General features: G+C 31.2%; 12 protein-coding genes. 7 read left to right on the forward strand and 5 right to left on the reverse strand.

The window, feature by feature from the left end; translation table 11 throughout:
- The first annotated feature begins 79 nt into the window (after positions 1-79).
- A complete protein-coding gene (locus tag H6553_08075; protein ID MCB9033779.1) occupies positions 80-1771 on the forward strand; it encodes an AarF/ABC1/UbiB kinase family protein in 1692 nt (563 codons plus the stop codon).
- A 78-nt stretch (positions 1772-1849) separates the two neighbouring features.
- Here H6553_08075 and nusB read toward each other — a convergent pair whose 3' ends face one another.
- Positions 1850-2797: a transcription antitermination factor NusB gene (gene nusB / locus H6553_08080; GenBank protein MCB9033780.1), complete on the reverse strand. Its 948-nt coding sequence runs from the start codon at positions 2795-2797 to the stop codon at positions 1850-1852.
- Between the two features lie 181 nt (positions 2798-2978).
- Between nusB and H6553_08085 the strand changes: the two genes are divergently transcribed.
- The 5 genes from H6553_08085 to gcvP all read left to right on the forward strand — a co-directional run bounded on the left by H6553_08085 (position 2979) and on the right by gcvP (position 10359).
- Complete coding sequence (locus tag H6553_08085; GenBank protein ID MCB9033781.1) at positions 2979-4724, forward strand: ABC transporter ATP-binding protein; 1746 nt, start codon at positions 2979-2981, stop codon at positions 4722-4724.
- Between the two features lie 190 nt (positions 4725-4914).
- Positions 4915-5409: a hypothetical protein gene (locus H6553_08090; protein MCB9033782.1), complete on the forward strand. Its 495-nt coding sequence runs from the start codon at positions 4915-4917 to the stop codon at positions 5407-5409.
- A gap of 219 nt (positions 5410-5628) precedes the next feature.
- Positions 5629-6138 carry a hypothetical protein gene (locus tag H6553_08095; GenBank protein ID MCB9033783.1) on the forward strand — a complete coding sequence of 170 codons (510 nt, stop codon included), beginning with the start codon at positions 5629-5631 and terminating at the stop codon, positions 6136-6138.
- 289 nt (positions 6139-6427) lie between these two features.
- Positions 6428-7417 (forward strand): lipase family protein, encoded by a 990-nt coding sequence (locus H6553_08100; GenBank protein MCB9033784.1) that lies wholly within the window; start codon positions 6428-6430, stop codon positions 7415-7417.
- A gap of 86 nt (positions 7418-7503) precedes the next feature.
- Positions 7504-10359, forward strand: coding sequence for an aminomethyl-transferring glycine dehydrogenase (gene gcvP, locus H6553_08105; GenBank protein MCB9033785.1), 2856 nt, complete (start codon positions 7504-7506; stop codon positions 10357-10359).
- A gap of 39 nt (positions 10360-10398) precedes the next feature.
- Here the strand turns inward: gcvP and H6553_08110 are convergent, their stop codons facing one another.
- The 4 genes from H6553_08110 to H6553_08125 are packed head-to-tail and all read right to left on the reverse strand — an operon-like array spanning position 10399 to position 15767.
- Positions 10399-12243: an N-6 DNA methylase gene (locus H6553_08110; protein MCB9033786.1), complete on the reverse strand. Its 1845-nt coding sequence runs from the start codon at positions 12241-12243 to the stop codon at positions 10399-10401.
- A gap of 1 nt (position 12244) precedes the next feature.
- Positions 12245-12805: a hypothetical protein gene (locus H6553_08115; protein MCB9033787.1), complete on the reverse strand. Its 561-nt coding sequence runs from the start codon at positions 12803-12805 to the stop codon at positions 12245-12247.
- Complete coding sequence (locus tag H6553_08120; protein ID MCB9033788.1) at positions 12802-13428, reverse strand: hypothetical protein; 627 nt, start codon at positions 13426-13428, stop codon at positions 12802-12804. The genes H6553_08115 and H6553_08120 overlap by 4 nt, the downstream gene beginning before the upstream one ends.
- Before the next feature lie 5 nt (positions 13429-13433).
- Complete coding sequence (locus H6553_08125; GenBank protein MCB9033789.1) at positions 13434-15767, reverse strand: sensor histidine kinase; 2334 nt, start codon at positions 15765-15767, stop codon at positions 13434-13436.
- 586 nt (positions 15768-16353) lie between these two features.
- On the opposite strand from H6553_08125, the gene H6553_08130 reads away from it, so the two are divergent.
- Positions 16354-17064: a hypothetical protein gene (locus tag H6553_08130; GenBank protein MCB9033790.1), complete on the forward strand. Its 711-nt coding sequence runs from the start codon at positions 16354-16356 to the stop codon at positions 17062-17064.
- Positions 17065-17287: the final 223 nt, after the last annotated feature.

A 17287-nucleotide genomic window follows, 5' to 3' on the forward strand; every position in this document is an offset into this window, starting at 1 on the left:
ATAAAAAGTGTTGGTTTCTTGCCAACACTTTTTTATTTTTATTATCTTCACTTAAATTTCAACTTTTTTAGCTTCAACTATGGAAAATAACACTGACGAAAACTTATTTGAGATAGAAACAACCCGAGTTTATGAAGAGTACATCGAACGAAAACCAAAATCTATTATTATTCGGTTTATTGTTACTTCTAGACACTTAACAGGTTTGCTTTTAGGTGGTGGATTTGCTTACTTAAGACATAGAAAAGAACAAGGAAAAGGATTTAGTATACTCAATGATATTTTTCTACGATTATTTTTATGGTTGAATTGGCCTTTTCTAAAAAAGAAACTCATTAAAGAACCTTTTGGCGTTCAGCTTAGACGAAGGTTAGAAATGCTTGGTGCTACTTATATTAAACTCGGACAAATTATGAGTTTAAGAGAAGATATATTACCTAAAAATATCACTGACGAATTAAAACACTTACTAGATGAATTGCCTGCTTTAAAATATGAACGCGTAGCAGAAATTGTAGAAGAAAACATCAAGCAACCAATACATAGAGTATTTGCAGAAATTCAACCAATACCAATTGGCTCTGCATCTATTGCACAAGCTCATGTAGCAACGCTTAGAACTGGCGAAGAAGTAGTCATTAAAATGCTAAAACCAGGCACTAGAGAATTGATACAAACCGATAGTAAAATTATTAATTTTATGGGCGGTTTTCTAGAACTCTTCATTCCACAATTACAACCTAAAAATATGTTTCAAGAGTTTACCGACTATACCAATAAAGAAGTAAACTTTTTATTAGAAGCAGATAATGCAGAAATCTTTGCAGCTAACTTTATAAAATATCCAGATGTAGTTTTTCCTAAAATATATAGAGAATATACTACAACAGATATTATTACGATGGAATTCATTAAAGGAATGAAACCAGATGAGAAAGCGTATTTAAAATACAATGAAGAAGAAAGAGAAAAGATTGTAGATATTGGTGCTTATGCCATTATTCAAATGTTATATCACGATGGTTTTTTTCATGCCGACTTACATCCAGGAAATTTATTAATTGTAGATGGAGAAGACGGTCCTAAATGTGGTTTTATAGATTTAGGTATGGTTGGACGATTTGAAGAATCTACTAGAAAAACTATGTTGTACTATTTTAATAGTTTGGTATTAGGAGATCCAGCTGGTGCAGCAAGATATTTAACACTACTAGCTAAAACTACTAAAGATAGTGATGTAGATGGCTTTAGAAGAGAATTTGTAGCCATAGGAAACCGTTGGTTAAAATCGCCTAACTTTAAAGATTTTTCTCTAGCCATGTTAATCATGGAATCTGTTGTTTTAGGTGCAAAATATCGTTTATACTATCCATTAGAACTAGTATTAATGGTAAAAGCAATTATTACTTACGAAGGCGTTGGCAATGTAATTTTACCAGGATTTGACATACAGAAAGTATCTAAAAAACATATACGGAAAATGGTATTGAGCGAAGTCAATCCAAAAGACTTATTACTACAACAACTACAAAATGCACCAGAAATTTTAGATATTATTACCAGAACACCACAAGTAATTGCCGAAGCATTTAAGAAGTTTGAAGAAGGATTAGTAGAAAAGAAACCAAAGCGAGGTTCTGATGCTATTAAACAAATGATTTTTGGTGGCTGTTGTATTATTGGTGGTAGCATTTTAGCAGCTGCAGGTTTACCATGGTTTGGTTTTGCACCATTATTTATTATAGGAAGCATCATTGCTCTAAAGTCGTAAGTAGATATTTTTCAACATTCCTCTATACATAACTAGAAAAAAGGCACTTATATTTTATTCTAGTAATGTAAAAATCTACTACAATAAACCTCTGCCTGTTTTTTTAATGAGTTGATTTTCTTTCATTTCTCGCATTAGGTTATCCAGCACACCATTAATAAAGTTTTTGCTTTTGGGTGTAGAATATTCTTTAGCAATATCTAAGTATTCGTTGATAGTTACTTTTATTGGTATACTAGGAAAATACATAAACTCAGACAGTGCCATTCTTAAAAGAATAACATCTAAAGTAGCTAATCGTTCGGTGTCCCAATTTTTTAATTTTGGTTCTATTAGTTGCAAATGCGCTGCTTTATGTTCTATTGTTTTGGTAAAAAGTTCAGCTCCAAAATTGGCAATTTCTTCTAACTTTTCTTTTACTTTTTTATTGCCAAAATGCAGTTTTAAATGGTCATTGCTTTTTACAATAACTTCTTTAATCGCATCAACAACTAACAAAGCATCATCTGTCCAATTAATAAAATTTTCTTCTACTGCATGTATAAATTGCTCACTAGACAACAAAATATCTTCATATAAATAGTTGATAATTTTTTTGTCTTGCTCTAAATTAAATTCAGAAGCATCATTAACATAATCTTTATAAGCACTAGAAGCAACAAACTGATTATACATATCAAAAACTAAATCGTCATTAATATATCTATCAATATTGTATTTTTTAGATTGTTCTATAAAAACCTTATCGTTATTTAAATACTGAACAAGTATATTACTCAATATTTTAGTACTAAAGTTTTTATCTTCTTCTGATTTAATGTATTTAGCTGCTTTTTTCTTAGCAGCTTCTTCAGTATAATTGGCTATATACTTAATATAATTTAAAATAAACAAGTATTGTTCATAAACGATATAAGTGTTTTTTAGTAATTTTTCTCGGTATTGATTAATGTTTTGCTCGTCTAGCAATTCATAGCTATAAATTTGCTGCATACATTTTACTCTTACACTTCTCCTAGTTATCATTTTAAAAGAACATTTTTTAGTTAGTCGAACAAAGATAATCAATTCTAGTAATATGAATAAACAGTTTCAACAAATTTATGTAAACAAATACTAAACATTTTTGCGTAAAATTTATTTTAGATATTTTTAGGTCGTGAATTCGTTAAGCAAAGCCAATCGCTATTTTCTAAAATACAAATGGATGTTACTATTTGGTATTGTGTTTGTAATTGCTACAAATTTATTTGGTTTGTTTATTCCAGAGTTTATTGGTTATGCTATTGAAATTTTAATAGACAAAATTCAGTTTGCCAACTTATTACTGCATACCAACGCATTAGCATTTTGGTTGCCTGCCTTTAGTAATTTTTTATTAGCTGTTGCTATTTTAATTTTAGCTTGTGCTTTACTTAAAGGTGTATTTATGTTTTTAATGCGACAAACCATTATTGTAATGTCTAGAAAAGTAGAGTACGACCAAAAAAACGAAATCTATCATAAATATCAACAACTTAGTACTACATTTTACAAGCGAAATAATACTGGCGACTTAATGAGCAGAATTTCTGAAGATGTTTCTAGAGTGCGTATGTATTTTGGTCCTGCAATAATGTATTTAGTAAACATGGTTGCTATGTTTATATTGGTTATCTATACCATGTTTAAAGTCAATGCTTACTTATCGTTTCTAGTACTGTTGCCATTGCCAGTTTTAGCATATTCTATTTATAAAATCAGTTTCATCATCAATAGAAAAAGTGAAGCTATTTCAGTTGCCTTATCTGATTTAACTTCAAGAGCTCAAGAAGTTTATTCAGGAATAAGAGTAATTAAATCATTTGCACTAGAAGACCAAACCAGCGAAGAGTTTGCACTAGCAAGTGAACATTATAAAGAGCAAAATATTTCACTAGCAAAAACACAATCGTTCTTCTCTCCTTTAATGCTCTTATTAATTGGATTATGCAATATATTAGTTATTTATATTGGTGGACATGAAGTAGCTAAAGGAAGTTTTACCACTGGTAATATTGCAGAGTTTATTTACTATATTAATATGTTGACTTGGCCAGTGGCTTCATTAGGTTGGGCAGTTTCTTTAGTGCAAAGAGCAGAAGCATCTCAAAAAAGAATTAATGAGTTTTTAGACAATACAGAAATCATTGAAAACAAATCTGATGTTGATATAAAAACAATAGAAAATATTGCCTTTGATAAAGTAGATTTCACTTATCCTGATACTGGAATTCATGCTATCAAAAACATGAATTTTAATATACAACAAGGCGAAAGAGTTGCTTTTATTGGAAAAACAGGAAGTAGTAAATCAACCATTGCAGAACTTATTTTAAGAACCTATGATATTGATGAAGGAAATATTTTTATAAATAAAGAATCAATAAAAGAAATAAATATCAATACTTATAGAAATCATATTTCATACACACCACAAGATTTATTCTTATTTTCAGATACAGTTGCCAATAATATTAAATTTGGCAATAATAATGCAACGCTAGAAGAAATACAATACTTCGCTAAAATTGCTTGTGTTCATGATGATATTATGGAATTACCTAAACAATATGATACAGTTGTAGGTGAACGAGGTGTAATGCTTTCTGGTGGACAAAAACAAAGAATTTCTATTGCTCGTTGTTTGATTAAAAATCCAGAGTTAATTATTTTAGATGATACATTATCTGCTGTTGATGCTAAAACAGAACATACCATTATTAAAAACCTTAATGCCATTTTTGATACCAAAACTGTTATTTTTATTACACACAGAATTTTTGCCATCATGAATTTTGATAAAATATTTGTATTAGATGATGGACAAATTGTAGAACAAGGCACACATCAATCTTTATTAGAAATGAATGGCAGCTATGCAGAAATGTATCACAAGCAACAACAAGAACAAGCTCAAAAAGCAATTGTTTAATTAAGTTTTGTTATTTTACTTATTCTACTTCATTAGCTTTGTCAAAGCTCAAAACTTTGACAAAGCTGAATTAATTACTTAGCTATTTTAACAAAAAATTTTACCGTTCACTCATTATTTGGTCATTTCACTCATTAAAATTGCAATTGTACCTTTTTCATTTTAATATTGAACAATCAAAAATTATAATATGAAAAATGTAACAAGAATTTTATGCAGTCTGCTAGTAGTACTAGCAGTAGCATGTAGTAAAGAAGGACCAGTTGGTCCAGCAGGACAAGATGGAATAGATGGCGTTGATGGCAACGCAAATGTAATGTATTCCGATTGGTTTGCATCTGGAACATGGAGCGGTTCTTCTGGAAATTACTATTTTAATAAATCGGCTTCGGCTGTAACACAAGATATTTTAGACCAAGGAGTAGTTTTAGCTTTTGCGAAACTAAGTAGTGATGGAAGTAATATAAGACCTTTACCAGCAAATGCTTCTGGATATATATGGAACTATGTTCTTACTGTGGGTAATATACAATTTACTACTGATTTTAGTTTTGGTACTCCTCCATCAGTAAATAATCAATTCAGATATGTAATTATACCATCTACCACACATTTGCGTTTATCAAAACCATTAACCGAATATTCTTATCATGAAATTTGTACTATGTATAATATTCCTGAATAAAATAAATCTATACCATAAAACTAATTTAAGCATGTCTTTTTACAGACATGCTTTTTTATCTTTAGCTTTGTCAAAGCTCAAAACTTTGACAAAGCTGAATTAATTACTTAGCTATTTTAACAAAAAATTTTACCGTTCACTCAAAATTTGGTCATTTCACGCATTAAAATTGCAATTGTTACTTTATCATTTTAATATTGAACAATCAAAAATTATAATATGAAAAATCTAACAAAAATTTTATGCAGTTTGCTAGTAGTACTAGCAGTAGCATGTAGTAAAGAAGGACCAGTTGGTCCAGCAGGACAAGATGGAACAGATGGCGTTGACGGAAACGCCAATGTAACCGTTTATAACTTTAGTACTGACTTTAGTTTAGCTAGTGAAGAAGATTTACTACTTACTGGTATTTCACAAACTGATTTTGATAATAGTATTAAATTAGTCTATTACAAAGATAATAATTGTAGTAATTTTTGGTATGCTGCTCCTGGCATTGGCTGTAGTAGTTTATATCAAATTAGAATCTATACTTATAATACTCAAACAAAAATAATTTTTGGAATTAGAAATCCTGATGGTGGATCTTACACTGGTAGTACACGAACTATAACAGATGTAAAAGTATTTGTTATACCACCTTCTGCTACTATAAACCTTAGAACTAGTAAGCCACTACAAGAATTAAGCTATGAAGAAGCCTGTGCCATATTTAATATAGAGCCATAAAACACAATCAACCATAACACTAGTGAAGACTGTCTATAAAAGGCAGTCTTTTTAATTTGCAATTAATTATAGTGTATAGTAAAAGTCATTTTTCTCAACTTGTCTGCCGACAGACAAGCTTAATAAAAAATCTTTGCTTACAATTTTACAACAGATTCTTGACCTGCCTGCGGTAGACAAGTAAATTTCTTCATTATGCTACAAAATTTTCTAGAATAACAACCAATTATAAAATACCTATATTACTATTAATTTGTACTTTTGGCATTTTATTTGCAATAATTCTCTGTTGAAAAAAATTTACTACACCATATTACTAATTTTTATTGCTACTACAATTACTTATAGCAGCAATAATACCTTTCACATTAAAAACACTAGTTATAAAAGCGATAGCGTTACGGCCTACTTATTAGCTTTGTGTAATTATTATACCTATCCAGATTTATTACAAGTACAAGATTATAAAAGTAGCACTGAGTTAATCGACTCTTTAATGTTTAAATTTAAAGCTTACGGTGTTGATACTTGTTATTATTTAGAGAACAAATTGACCAGTACCAATATTGTTATTTTTGAAAGTGATAATAGCTTGATTATTTCTTTTAGAGGTTCTGAAAATAAAGGCGGACTAAAAAACTGGTATAAAGATTGGATGAAAACCGATTTAGATGCTACCATGACGGCTGTGGCAGATTGGGATTCTGTATACTTGCATCAAGGTTTTGTAAATGCCTTTTTTAGTATTAAAGATTCCTTGATTGAAATGCTCGATTCTATCAATCAATATCACAAAAAAATATATTTAACAGGACATAGCTTAGGTGGTGCTTTAGCTATTGTTGCAGCTACCGATTTTGCTATAAATCATATTGGATTTGAAGCTGTTTATACCTATGGATCACCAAGAGTTGGTGGAACTGCTTTTAAAGATTTTTACGATTGTTTAGCCATTCCTACATTTTGTTACATCAATGAAAATGACATGGTTACCAAACTACCACCTAATAAAAAATTTTGGACTAAAGAATATTGTCCATGTTACGATGTTTCGCATTGCGGTCAATATCAAAACATAGGCACACAATATGTTATTGATGAATACTATAAAATTGTAAGTGAACGACAACCCAACTTATTTGATGGTTTAAAGAAATATAAATTAGGCAGTATTCAACGACACAGCATTGCTGAATATTGTAGTAGAATTTTTTATATCTATTTTAAGCACGATAAATCATTGATAGAAAAACTGCCACAACCACCAGAAATTCCATAAACATAAAATCAAAGTTCTCCACAATTAACCAATTTTCATTAATGAAAAGCAGGCAAATCCGTATCTTTGCATAAATTTTTTCAAGCATGGCAAATCCACACGCATTTCAGCCAAGACATATTGGTACCACAGCAGAAGAAACCAAACACATGTTACAAACTATTGGCGTAGATGCTATTGAACAACTAATCGAAAAAACTATACCAAACAGCATTCGCTTACAAAACGACTTAGCTATTAGCGAGGCATTAGACGAACCAAGCTATTTACAACATATAGAAGCCATTGCTAACAAAAATAAAGTATTTAAAAATTTTATAGGTCAAGGATATTATGGTACACTTACTCCAACTGTTATTCTCAGAAACATTTTTGAAAATCCAGGTTGGTACACACAGTACACACCATACCAAGCCGAAATTGCTCAAGGCAGATTAGAAGCTTTGCTCAATTTCCAAACCATGATTGCCGATTTAACTGGTTTGCCTGTTGCCAACGCTTCTTTATTAGACGAAGCAACAGCTGTTGCCGAAGCCATGCATTTGCTCTACGAAGTAAGAAACAAAAACAAGCAATTACCTAGTGCTAACAAAATTTTTATTGATAAACAATGCTTTGCTCAAACGATAGAAGTAGTAAAAGGCAGAGCCATTCCTTTAGATATTGAATTGGTTGTAGATGATGTAGTGAATTTCGATTCAACACATGAATATTTTGCATTGGTGATACAATATCCAAGTGCAAATGGAAATATTGAACACTACGAAAGCATTATTCAAAAAGCAAAATCTTTTGATATTAATACCGTAATGGCTTGCGATATTATGAGCTTGGCTTTGTTGAAATCGCCAGCTGAATTAGGTGCTACTATTGCTGTTGGCAATACACAACGATTTGGTGTGCCAATGGGATTTGGTGGTCCACATGCTGCATTTTTTGCTTGTGTAGAAGATTTTGTCCGATTGCTTCCTGGTAGATTAATTGGTATTTCTAAAGATAAATTGGGCAATCAAGCATTGCGAATGGCTTTGCAAACCAGAGAACAACATATTAAACGAGATAAAGCAACTTCAAATATTTGTACTGCTCAAGCATTATTGGCTATTATGGCTAGTATGTATGCAGTGTATCATGGAGCAGATGGCATTAAACAAATTGCAACTGAAATTCACCAAAAAGCAAATACATTAACCAATGCTTTAGCACAATTAAACATCAAACAAAACAATACAATATATTTTGATAATATTAATTTCAATATTGATAATATCGATGCATTAAAACAATTAGCAGAAAAGCATCAATGTAATTTTTGGTATAACAACAATCAAGTTCAAATAGCTATTGATGAAACAACTTCGTATGATGACATTCAGTTAATCGTAAATATTATAGCAAAGCATATTCAACAAAATCCTCCACAAATTACTGTAGATAACAACATCAACATACCTAATGATTATTTAAGAACTGATGACATTTTAAAACATCAAGTGTTTAATAGCTATCATTCAGAACATGAAATGCTACGGTATATCAAACGCTTAGAAGCAAAAGATTTGTCTTTGTGTCATGCCATGATTCCATTAGGAAGCTGTACGATGAAACTTAATGCTACTACACAAATGATTCCTGTTTCTTGGAAAGCATTTGCCAATATGCATCCATTTGCACCAAGCAGTCAAACGCAAGGTTATCAAACCATCATACAAGAATTAGAACAGTTTTTAGCCAACATTACTGGATTTTATGCTACATCCTTACAACCTAATTCTGGTGCTCAAGGCGAATATGCTGGATTAATGGTCATTCGTGCATTTCATGAAAATAATGGCGATACACACCGAAACATTGCCTTAATTCCATCATCTGCACATGGCACTAATCCTGCAAGTGCTGCCATGGCTGGTATGAAAATTATTATTGTTAAATGCGACGAGAATGGCAATATTGATGTGGCTGATTTAAAACAAAAAGCAGCAACTAATGCAGCGAACTTGTCTTGTTTAATGGTAACTTATCCATCTACACATGGCGTATTTGAAGAAAGCATACAAGAAATCTGCGATATCATTCACCAAAATGGTGGCAAAGTATATATGGATGGTGCGAATATGAATGCACAAGTTGGATTAACCTCGCCTGCTAATATTGGTGCTGATGTTTGCCATCTTAACTTACATAAAACATTTGCTATTCCACATGGTGGTGGTGGTCCAGGTATGGGACCAATTTGTGTTACCGAAGCATTGGCTCCTTTCCTACCATCTAATCCATTTGTAGCAACTGGTGGCAAACAAGCCATACCTGCTATTGCAGCAGCTCCGTTTGGTAGTGCTTCTATCTTGTTGATTTCTTATGCTTATATCAAATTATTAGGACAACAAGGCGTTAAAACGGCTACACAGTATGCTATTTTAAATGCCAATTATATGAAAGCACGATTGGAAAAGCATTACGATATTTTATTTAAAGGCAAAAACAATACGGTAGCTCACGAGTTTATTATCGACTTACGACCTTTTAAAGCTAAGACAGGCATTGATGCGATTGATGTTGCCAAACGATTGATAGATTATGGATTTCATGCTCCAACAGTGGCTTTTCCTGTTGCAGGAACTTTAATGATAGAACCTACCGAAAGCGAAAGTTTAGTAGAATTAGACCGTTTTTGTGAGGCAATGATTGCCATTAAACAAGAAATTGATGCGATTGAAAATGGAACTTATACAAAAGAAGACAATCCAGTTATTAATGCACCACATATATTACAAGAAATAGTTGGTGATGAATGGACACATGCTTATTCTAGAAAGGTAGCATCTTATCCATTGCCGTATTTACAAGACCACAAGTTTTGGGCAAGTGTTGCTAAAATTGACAATACCTACGGCGACAGAAACCTAATGTGTACCTGTACACCTATTGAAGATTATGTGTAAAAATGTAGTTGATAAAGGCAAATAAATATTAACATATAACTAATTGGGTAGTTCAATATTATAGCTTTCCTCTAAGAAAATATCAATATCATTTTTATTAGTTTCATTAATTAAAAAATCAATATCATTTTGAGTAAAATTAGGAATTCCAAAATTTCTAATATACGCTCCATCTAATGAATAATAATTTGAGGAATAAGGCCTACTAGTTGATTTAATATAAAACCAAAATAAGCGCGATTCTAATATTACTTTAATTAATTGCATTTCTACATCTGAATGACCAATAATAGCTTGACCATTATAAAATAATAAATCTTCATCATTACTGATTAAATAACTTGGAATCCTATCCGAAAATTTAGGAAAGAATAGTTTATTACTAACCTTTTCTAATGATTGCGTTCTGCCAAAAGCAAACCACTTTTCGTATTTGCCTTTTCCTTTATCTCTTTCTGCTAAAATATTACGCTTATGTTGTAGATATTCAAATGCCCTTGGAAATTGTTCTCGTAAATATTCTTCTTCTAATGCCTTGGGTTTTATTTCAGCATTATAAGGAAATAATACTTTTTCTCTGACACCTTCAAAATCAATCTCTCTACTCAATTTATTTGAATTCAAAATATCTTTACAGATACCTTTTTCTATAGGAAATAAAGTACCATTCTGTAAATAATAAAATTCTTCATCTTCTTTTACTGGCTTAAAAATATAGATGTCATTTCTTAAAGTAGCTATACCATGTCTAGTTTTATACCTTTCACCAAAGGACTTCCCAACTGCTTCAATCTTAGCAACTAGTGTATTATTATTTAAATTCCACCCTTGTTTTGCATTTAGTTTTTTATAGTTTATCTTTCTATATTGCCCCCTATTAGTAGGTAATTCTTTTTTTTTGGATTTATAATATTCGATATAGTTTTGTTCTTCTTTTTCCAAAAAACAAATACAAGTATAAGTGCTTTTAGATTTGAAAATTTGATTTGTGCCAAAATCGATAATTCTAATACTTGTATTATTATCCTCAAAGTACTTTCTTAAAGCTCTACCATTTAAACTTTTAAAAAAAGTATTCATTGTAATAAAACCAAGTGTTCCATTCTCTGCAAGATTTTCATACCCAATTTGAAAGAATGGAATATATAAATCAGGATTTCCTGAATTACATACCGACCATTTCTTAAGATTTACTTTTACACTTTCTTCTAGATTCCTTATACGCACATACGGCGGATTTCCAATAATAATATCAAATCCTTCAAAATTCTGATATTCTTGTTCCCATTTAAAAAGCAAAGCATCACCTTGATGAATATTAAAATGGAATGTTCCAACATCTTCTCCTTCAGATAATGCTAATAAGCTTAGTAAAAGTTTACTTCGTGTAACTGAATAATCTTGAATATCTAAACCAAAAATTTGATTTTTAAAAATATATTGATAGCTGTTTTCTGTCTTTTTTTTCAGTTCTTTTGCAGCCGAATATAAAAATCCAGAACAACCACAGGCAATATCTGCTACAGTAACTTCATCCAAATTATTTCTGTGATTGTTGAATGTTTGCTTTACAATATATTCTCTAATTTCTGAAGGTGTATAGATTGCTCCATTTACAATTCTGTCTGAAGGGGAAATAACGAATTCGAACAGTTCTATAAGTTTTTCAATATTGAATATTTGTACTTCACTTTTTACAATTTCAATAAATTCAAGTAATTTTTTCCTTTTCTCTGACTTTCTTTTTGAGATTAAGTAGCTCTTAATAAATCTATTATTGATTACTTCTAAATTATTTATCTCAACAAATGCAGACACAATGAGCTTGTCCACTTCTTTTGGAAGTGGCGGATAGGATTTGAGATATTTGAAGATGTTGGTCATTTTAAAGTGTTGCTTTCAAATATTTTTTATAATCCATGTATTGAAATGCTATTGCGATAAATAACTCTTTTGCTTCTGCCTCGCCTGTATTTTCAATTAAAATTCTTAATTGTTTCATTTTCGATTCTAATTGCTCTAGCATCCAAATAATACTGTATCTTTTTAAATATAGCTTTAAACGGACATACATATATTTTGCAGAATCTGAATCCTCTCTAGGGAAAATGTTTCCAAGTTCATCTCTATAAAAATGTAAGTTGTAATCTACATCAACAGGATCTAAGTATTTTCCATTATCGTCCCCTTTGGCACGGTTCACATAAGAACATGAATACACTAAATTGGAATACTTTGTTTCCAAATCAGGATAAATTGATTTTGGCTTGAAATGGTCAATTTGAAAATTATTTTTACCTCCAAACCAAATCTGTTGGCAACAAGTATAACCACATCTTTCTTTAAAGTCCATTTCCAAAGAATCTTTATATCTTTTATAATCCTTTAATTCTTTGCCTGCGTAAGTTCTGGATGGAGGTTCAACTCTATATACTATTTGATTCATTTGTCTCCTCCAAGTTTTTTGGTTAAGTCATCAACTCTTTTCAAAAGCTCTGATAAATCAGATGCCTCTTTATCATCTCTCAAAATATTTGGAATTCGACTTTCCTTATCCAAGGATTTTTCAATTTTTGAATCCAATTCTGCTAGCTCATCAATTTCCGAAGCATCTAACTTTCTTTTCTTACTTTCAGAAATCAACTCTAACAATCTATTTTCGTCAACTTCTAATTTATGCTTGTATTTTTCAATCTGTGCTTTTACCCTTTGAAGAAAGGTTTCTCCTTGATCCATTTCTTTCTTTTCATAAATTATATTTACATCTTCTCCTTTTGAGATGGCATCATCTTCATAGGAAGTAAGAATAAATACAGGAAATCCTTCTCTTTTCTTAAGAAACAAGCTTACTAAATCAGTTCCATCGTAATGAACTGTTGAAAGTTGTTCTGCAAAATCAAAATCAGAAATTATTGCATCAACATGACTCTGTAAAATGTCATTGCAAGTTTCTTCTATTGAATCATTAGGAATGATAGGAACGACATCAAAATAATTATAAGAAAACCGTTGAAATCTTCTTGTATCAGCATCTGATTCGTCTATATATGCTATTTTATATTTTGCCATGACAATTAATTATGTGGTAATGTTATTTTAATTTTAAAATGTGGTCGGGCGTTTACGATTTCTATATCTCCGTTATACTCATCAATGGTAGATTTTACTATCCACATTCCTAATCCTGTTCCAATTTTTTCTCCGGTTTTATCGTCTCGTTTGGTGGTATAAAAAGGTTGAAAAATTTTATTAGCATCGGTTATTTCCTCTAATAAACCTGGTCCAAAATCTTCATAAATCACACTTATTCCATTTGAATCTAAAGGACTAAATGAAAAACTTAGTTTTATTTCCCGCACATCTCCAGCATCGCTACGCTTATAAGCATCAACAGAATTTGTAATTAAATTATTGAATATCCCATCTAAATCAATTTCATGCCCATTGAAGTTAACTTCTGAAAACTTCCATTTATCTATTGTCAATTTTATATTTCTCCTTGATAACAATGAACTCCATATTTTTTCTAATCCTTCAATATAAGTAACCATATTAATGATTCTCCTTGATCGTTTGTCTTTTCTTACGGACGAAATCGAGAAATCAAGCCATGATTTCAATCTCTCATCTTGTTTTCTCATATCGGAAAGCATAATATACGGATCAAAAAAATCGGGAAGTTGTTTTAGTTTTTCCATATCAATGATTTCTAATAAAACTTGTTTTAGTTCATCGGTACGAGGTAAAATGCTGTCTGTGTGATTTCTAAATTCATGTGCAAAGGAGGTAACAATCAATCCTGCACTCGCTAAAACTCTAAGAATTTTTTGCTCGTCTTGAAGTTCTTCTATATCTTCCTTATATGCCTCAATCGCACTTATTAAAGTGTTTTTTTCTGCACTTTCTTCTTCCGGTGTTGCTGATTTATTAGAATTTTTCTTGTTCTTTATTATGTTTTCTGCATCCTCTTGAGCTTTTCTTTTTTTGTTATTATCATCGTATATTTTTTTCAAGGACATCATTATTTGATTTCTGTCCTGTTCAAAAATCTCGATAATTGATTTTAGAATTTCTTTGAAAAGATTAAAAGCATCATTCTCTTGCAATCCCTCTCTGCTCGATTTGTCTTCAAAGTTGATATTGTCTATTCTTGAAATGTTTACAATACCATATACCTGTTGTGGTCTTACTCGATAACCCGGCCTTGTTACAGTTGGATTACTTAAAGCTCTTTTTCCTAAGTCTAACCAATCGAAGGAACTGCTTTTTGTTTCTCCATATGGTCTAACTCTAAAATTATCTCTAAAAATTTTTATTCCACCAAACTTATCTAACCAATTTGTTCTTTGACTATAATTGACAGATTTATATGGATATTTCGTTATATCCTCATCCCTTTCCTGCCCTCCACCTCTTTTCATAAAATAAAAAGAAAATGTAAACGCACCTATTTTATTTAGATTATCATTCTTGTCAATATCTTTATATCCGGGAATAAGATTTTCAAGTTTGGTTGCCATCTCGAAAACACCATCATCAAATGCTTTTAATTGATATTGCGTTTGATTCAACTTCGATTTATCAAAAAAACCGATTCTCTTTAGGTCACCGAGATTAAGTTCATTTCTATAAACTTCAACCTTCACATTTTGGCTTTCATCAACAGTTGCTGTCACTTTATAATCAAAGTCGTCACAAGAAGTCGGCTGGATTTTACCATATTTTTCAGGCTCTATTGTACTGAAAAGAAATACTTCAAAAATATTTGTTTCAAGAGGGGGAAGTAAAATTTCCAAATTGGAATACAAAGATTGTATGGCTTTTTCGTCCCAACTATCTCGTAGTTTATCTATAGAAATCAACGTTCCTTTTTCTTCTTTCCAATAATCAATAATTGACTGACTAAGACCTGAAAAATTTTGAACTTCAATAACTTCATCCAATAAATTACTATTCCCAACTTGCAATGTCGCTTTTATATCTGAGATAACTGCTCCTGTATTTTCAAACTGATTCCAATCTACATCCCAAACCAAGCTTTCAGAATCAATCGTTTTAGTAACCATAATGCTTGACCTTCCAAGTCGGTCAAGAGCAAACCTACCAATACCTTTAGCACCTGTTTTTATTCTTGATTTTGTCTTAAAGTTTACTTTTTTATCATCTGTCCCAATAGTCATCCAATGTGTCTTAATCCTTTCTACTGTCATGCCATCTCCATTATCCATGATGCGAATTGTATCATTTACTGGATCAATAATTATTACACAGATGGAAGCATCGGCATCATAACTATTTTTCACCAATTCAATAATAGCACCTTCAGCATTAGCAAAATTTTCCTGACCAATCAGTCGTGCTGTTCTTGCAGATACAGTAAAAGGTATATTAATTATATTATTAGTCATTTGTATGCTAAACTACCATTCTAATCGTTAATAAATATAGCAAATTTAAAATCTTTAAGTAATATTTTCAATATATGCCTGTTATTTTGGATTAACAGGTAAAATAATAACTTAAAATTATTCTTTTTTCAAATACTTACCTAAAGTTTTTTACAAGGCATTAAAGAGAGTTTCATACAGTAATGAAGTAGCTTCACAAAGTATTGTAGTTGCTACATGGTGGTCTATAGTTAGCTACACATAGTGTTGTAGTGGCTACATGGTAGTCTGTAGTTAGCTACACATAGTGTTGTAGTAGCTACATGGTGGACTGTAGTTAGCTACACATAGTGTTGTAGTGGCTACATGATGGTCTGTAGATAACTACGCATAGTATTGTACTAGCTACATGATGGTCTGTAGTTGGCTACATATAACATAAAAGCAACTACATGGGTACATGTAGTTAAAATATTCTAATAAATGCAAACAATAGATATAAAATACTGCTATTTAACTAAACGAATGTTAATATATATTATATGGTACAATAAATGAATTGTTTTGGCGTATATATTTTATTATTCATCACTAAAAAAAATTAATTATGGCTTCAAATTCAAATGGAGTTTTTCCAAGAACAAGCTCCGAAAAACAAGTATGGCTAAAAAACTTTGCCAACAAATTGAGCAAGTATGCAGCAAAGTACAATATTAGCACCGCCGAAGTAAACGAAGTTAAAGCATCAGACAATGCTTACTCGTACTACTTAAACTACAAAATACAACACAGCGAGTTTCAAAAGAAACTAAATGCTTATCTTAATGAAATTCAAGATGGAATTAATGCACAAGGCACTGCCAGCGTAGCACCGAGTCCGCCAACTTTGGGCAATGCACCTGCAGCTATTGTGCCTGGCATTTTTGTTAGGGTAAAATCGTTAACTAAAAGAATTAAAGGACATTTGGGTTATACCATTGCCGATGGTTTGGACTTAGGTATTGAAACACCAAGTACTAAAACAGTAAAACCTAGCTTAAGTACTATTAAACCTAGTATTGTATTACGATTAATGGAAGGTGGACAGCCAGAAGTTATTTGGAAAAGAAATGGCATGAATGCTTTAGAAATTTGGGTAGACCGTGGCAATGGTTTTGAATTTTGTGATATTGACACCAAACCAAATTATGTAGATGAGCATCCATTACCAAAAAATGCTGAGCTATGGAAATATAAAGCGATTTATAGAGTGGACGATAAGATTGTAGGTCATTGGAGCGATATTGTTAGTATTACGGTAGTAAAGCAGTTGTTATAATATAGATTGCTAGATATTAGATTATTAGATGTTAACCTGTTGTGCATTTGGCATTCTAGAAAATTTCGTAGTATAACGAAGAAATTTACCTGCCTACCGCAGGCAGGTCAGGAATCTGTCGTAAAAATCATAAAAAAGATTCCCAATCAAGCTGCCTGTCGGCAGACAAGTTAAGAATGACAATTTTTACTTTGTTTTGTTTCTAAATGCACACAGATTATTT

The organism is Chitinophagales bacterium, from assembly GCA_020636535.1.
Taxonomy (GTDB): Bacteria; Bacteroidota; Bacteroidia; order Chitinophagales; family JADIYW01; genus JADJSS01.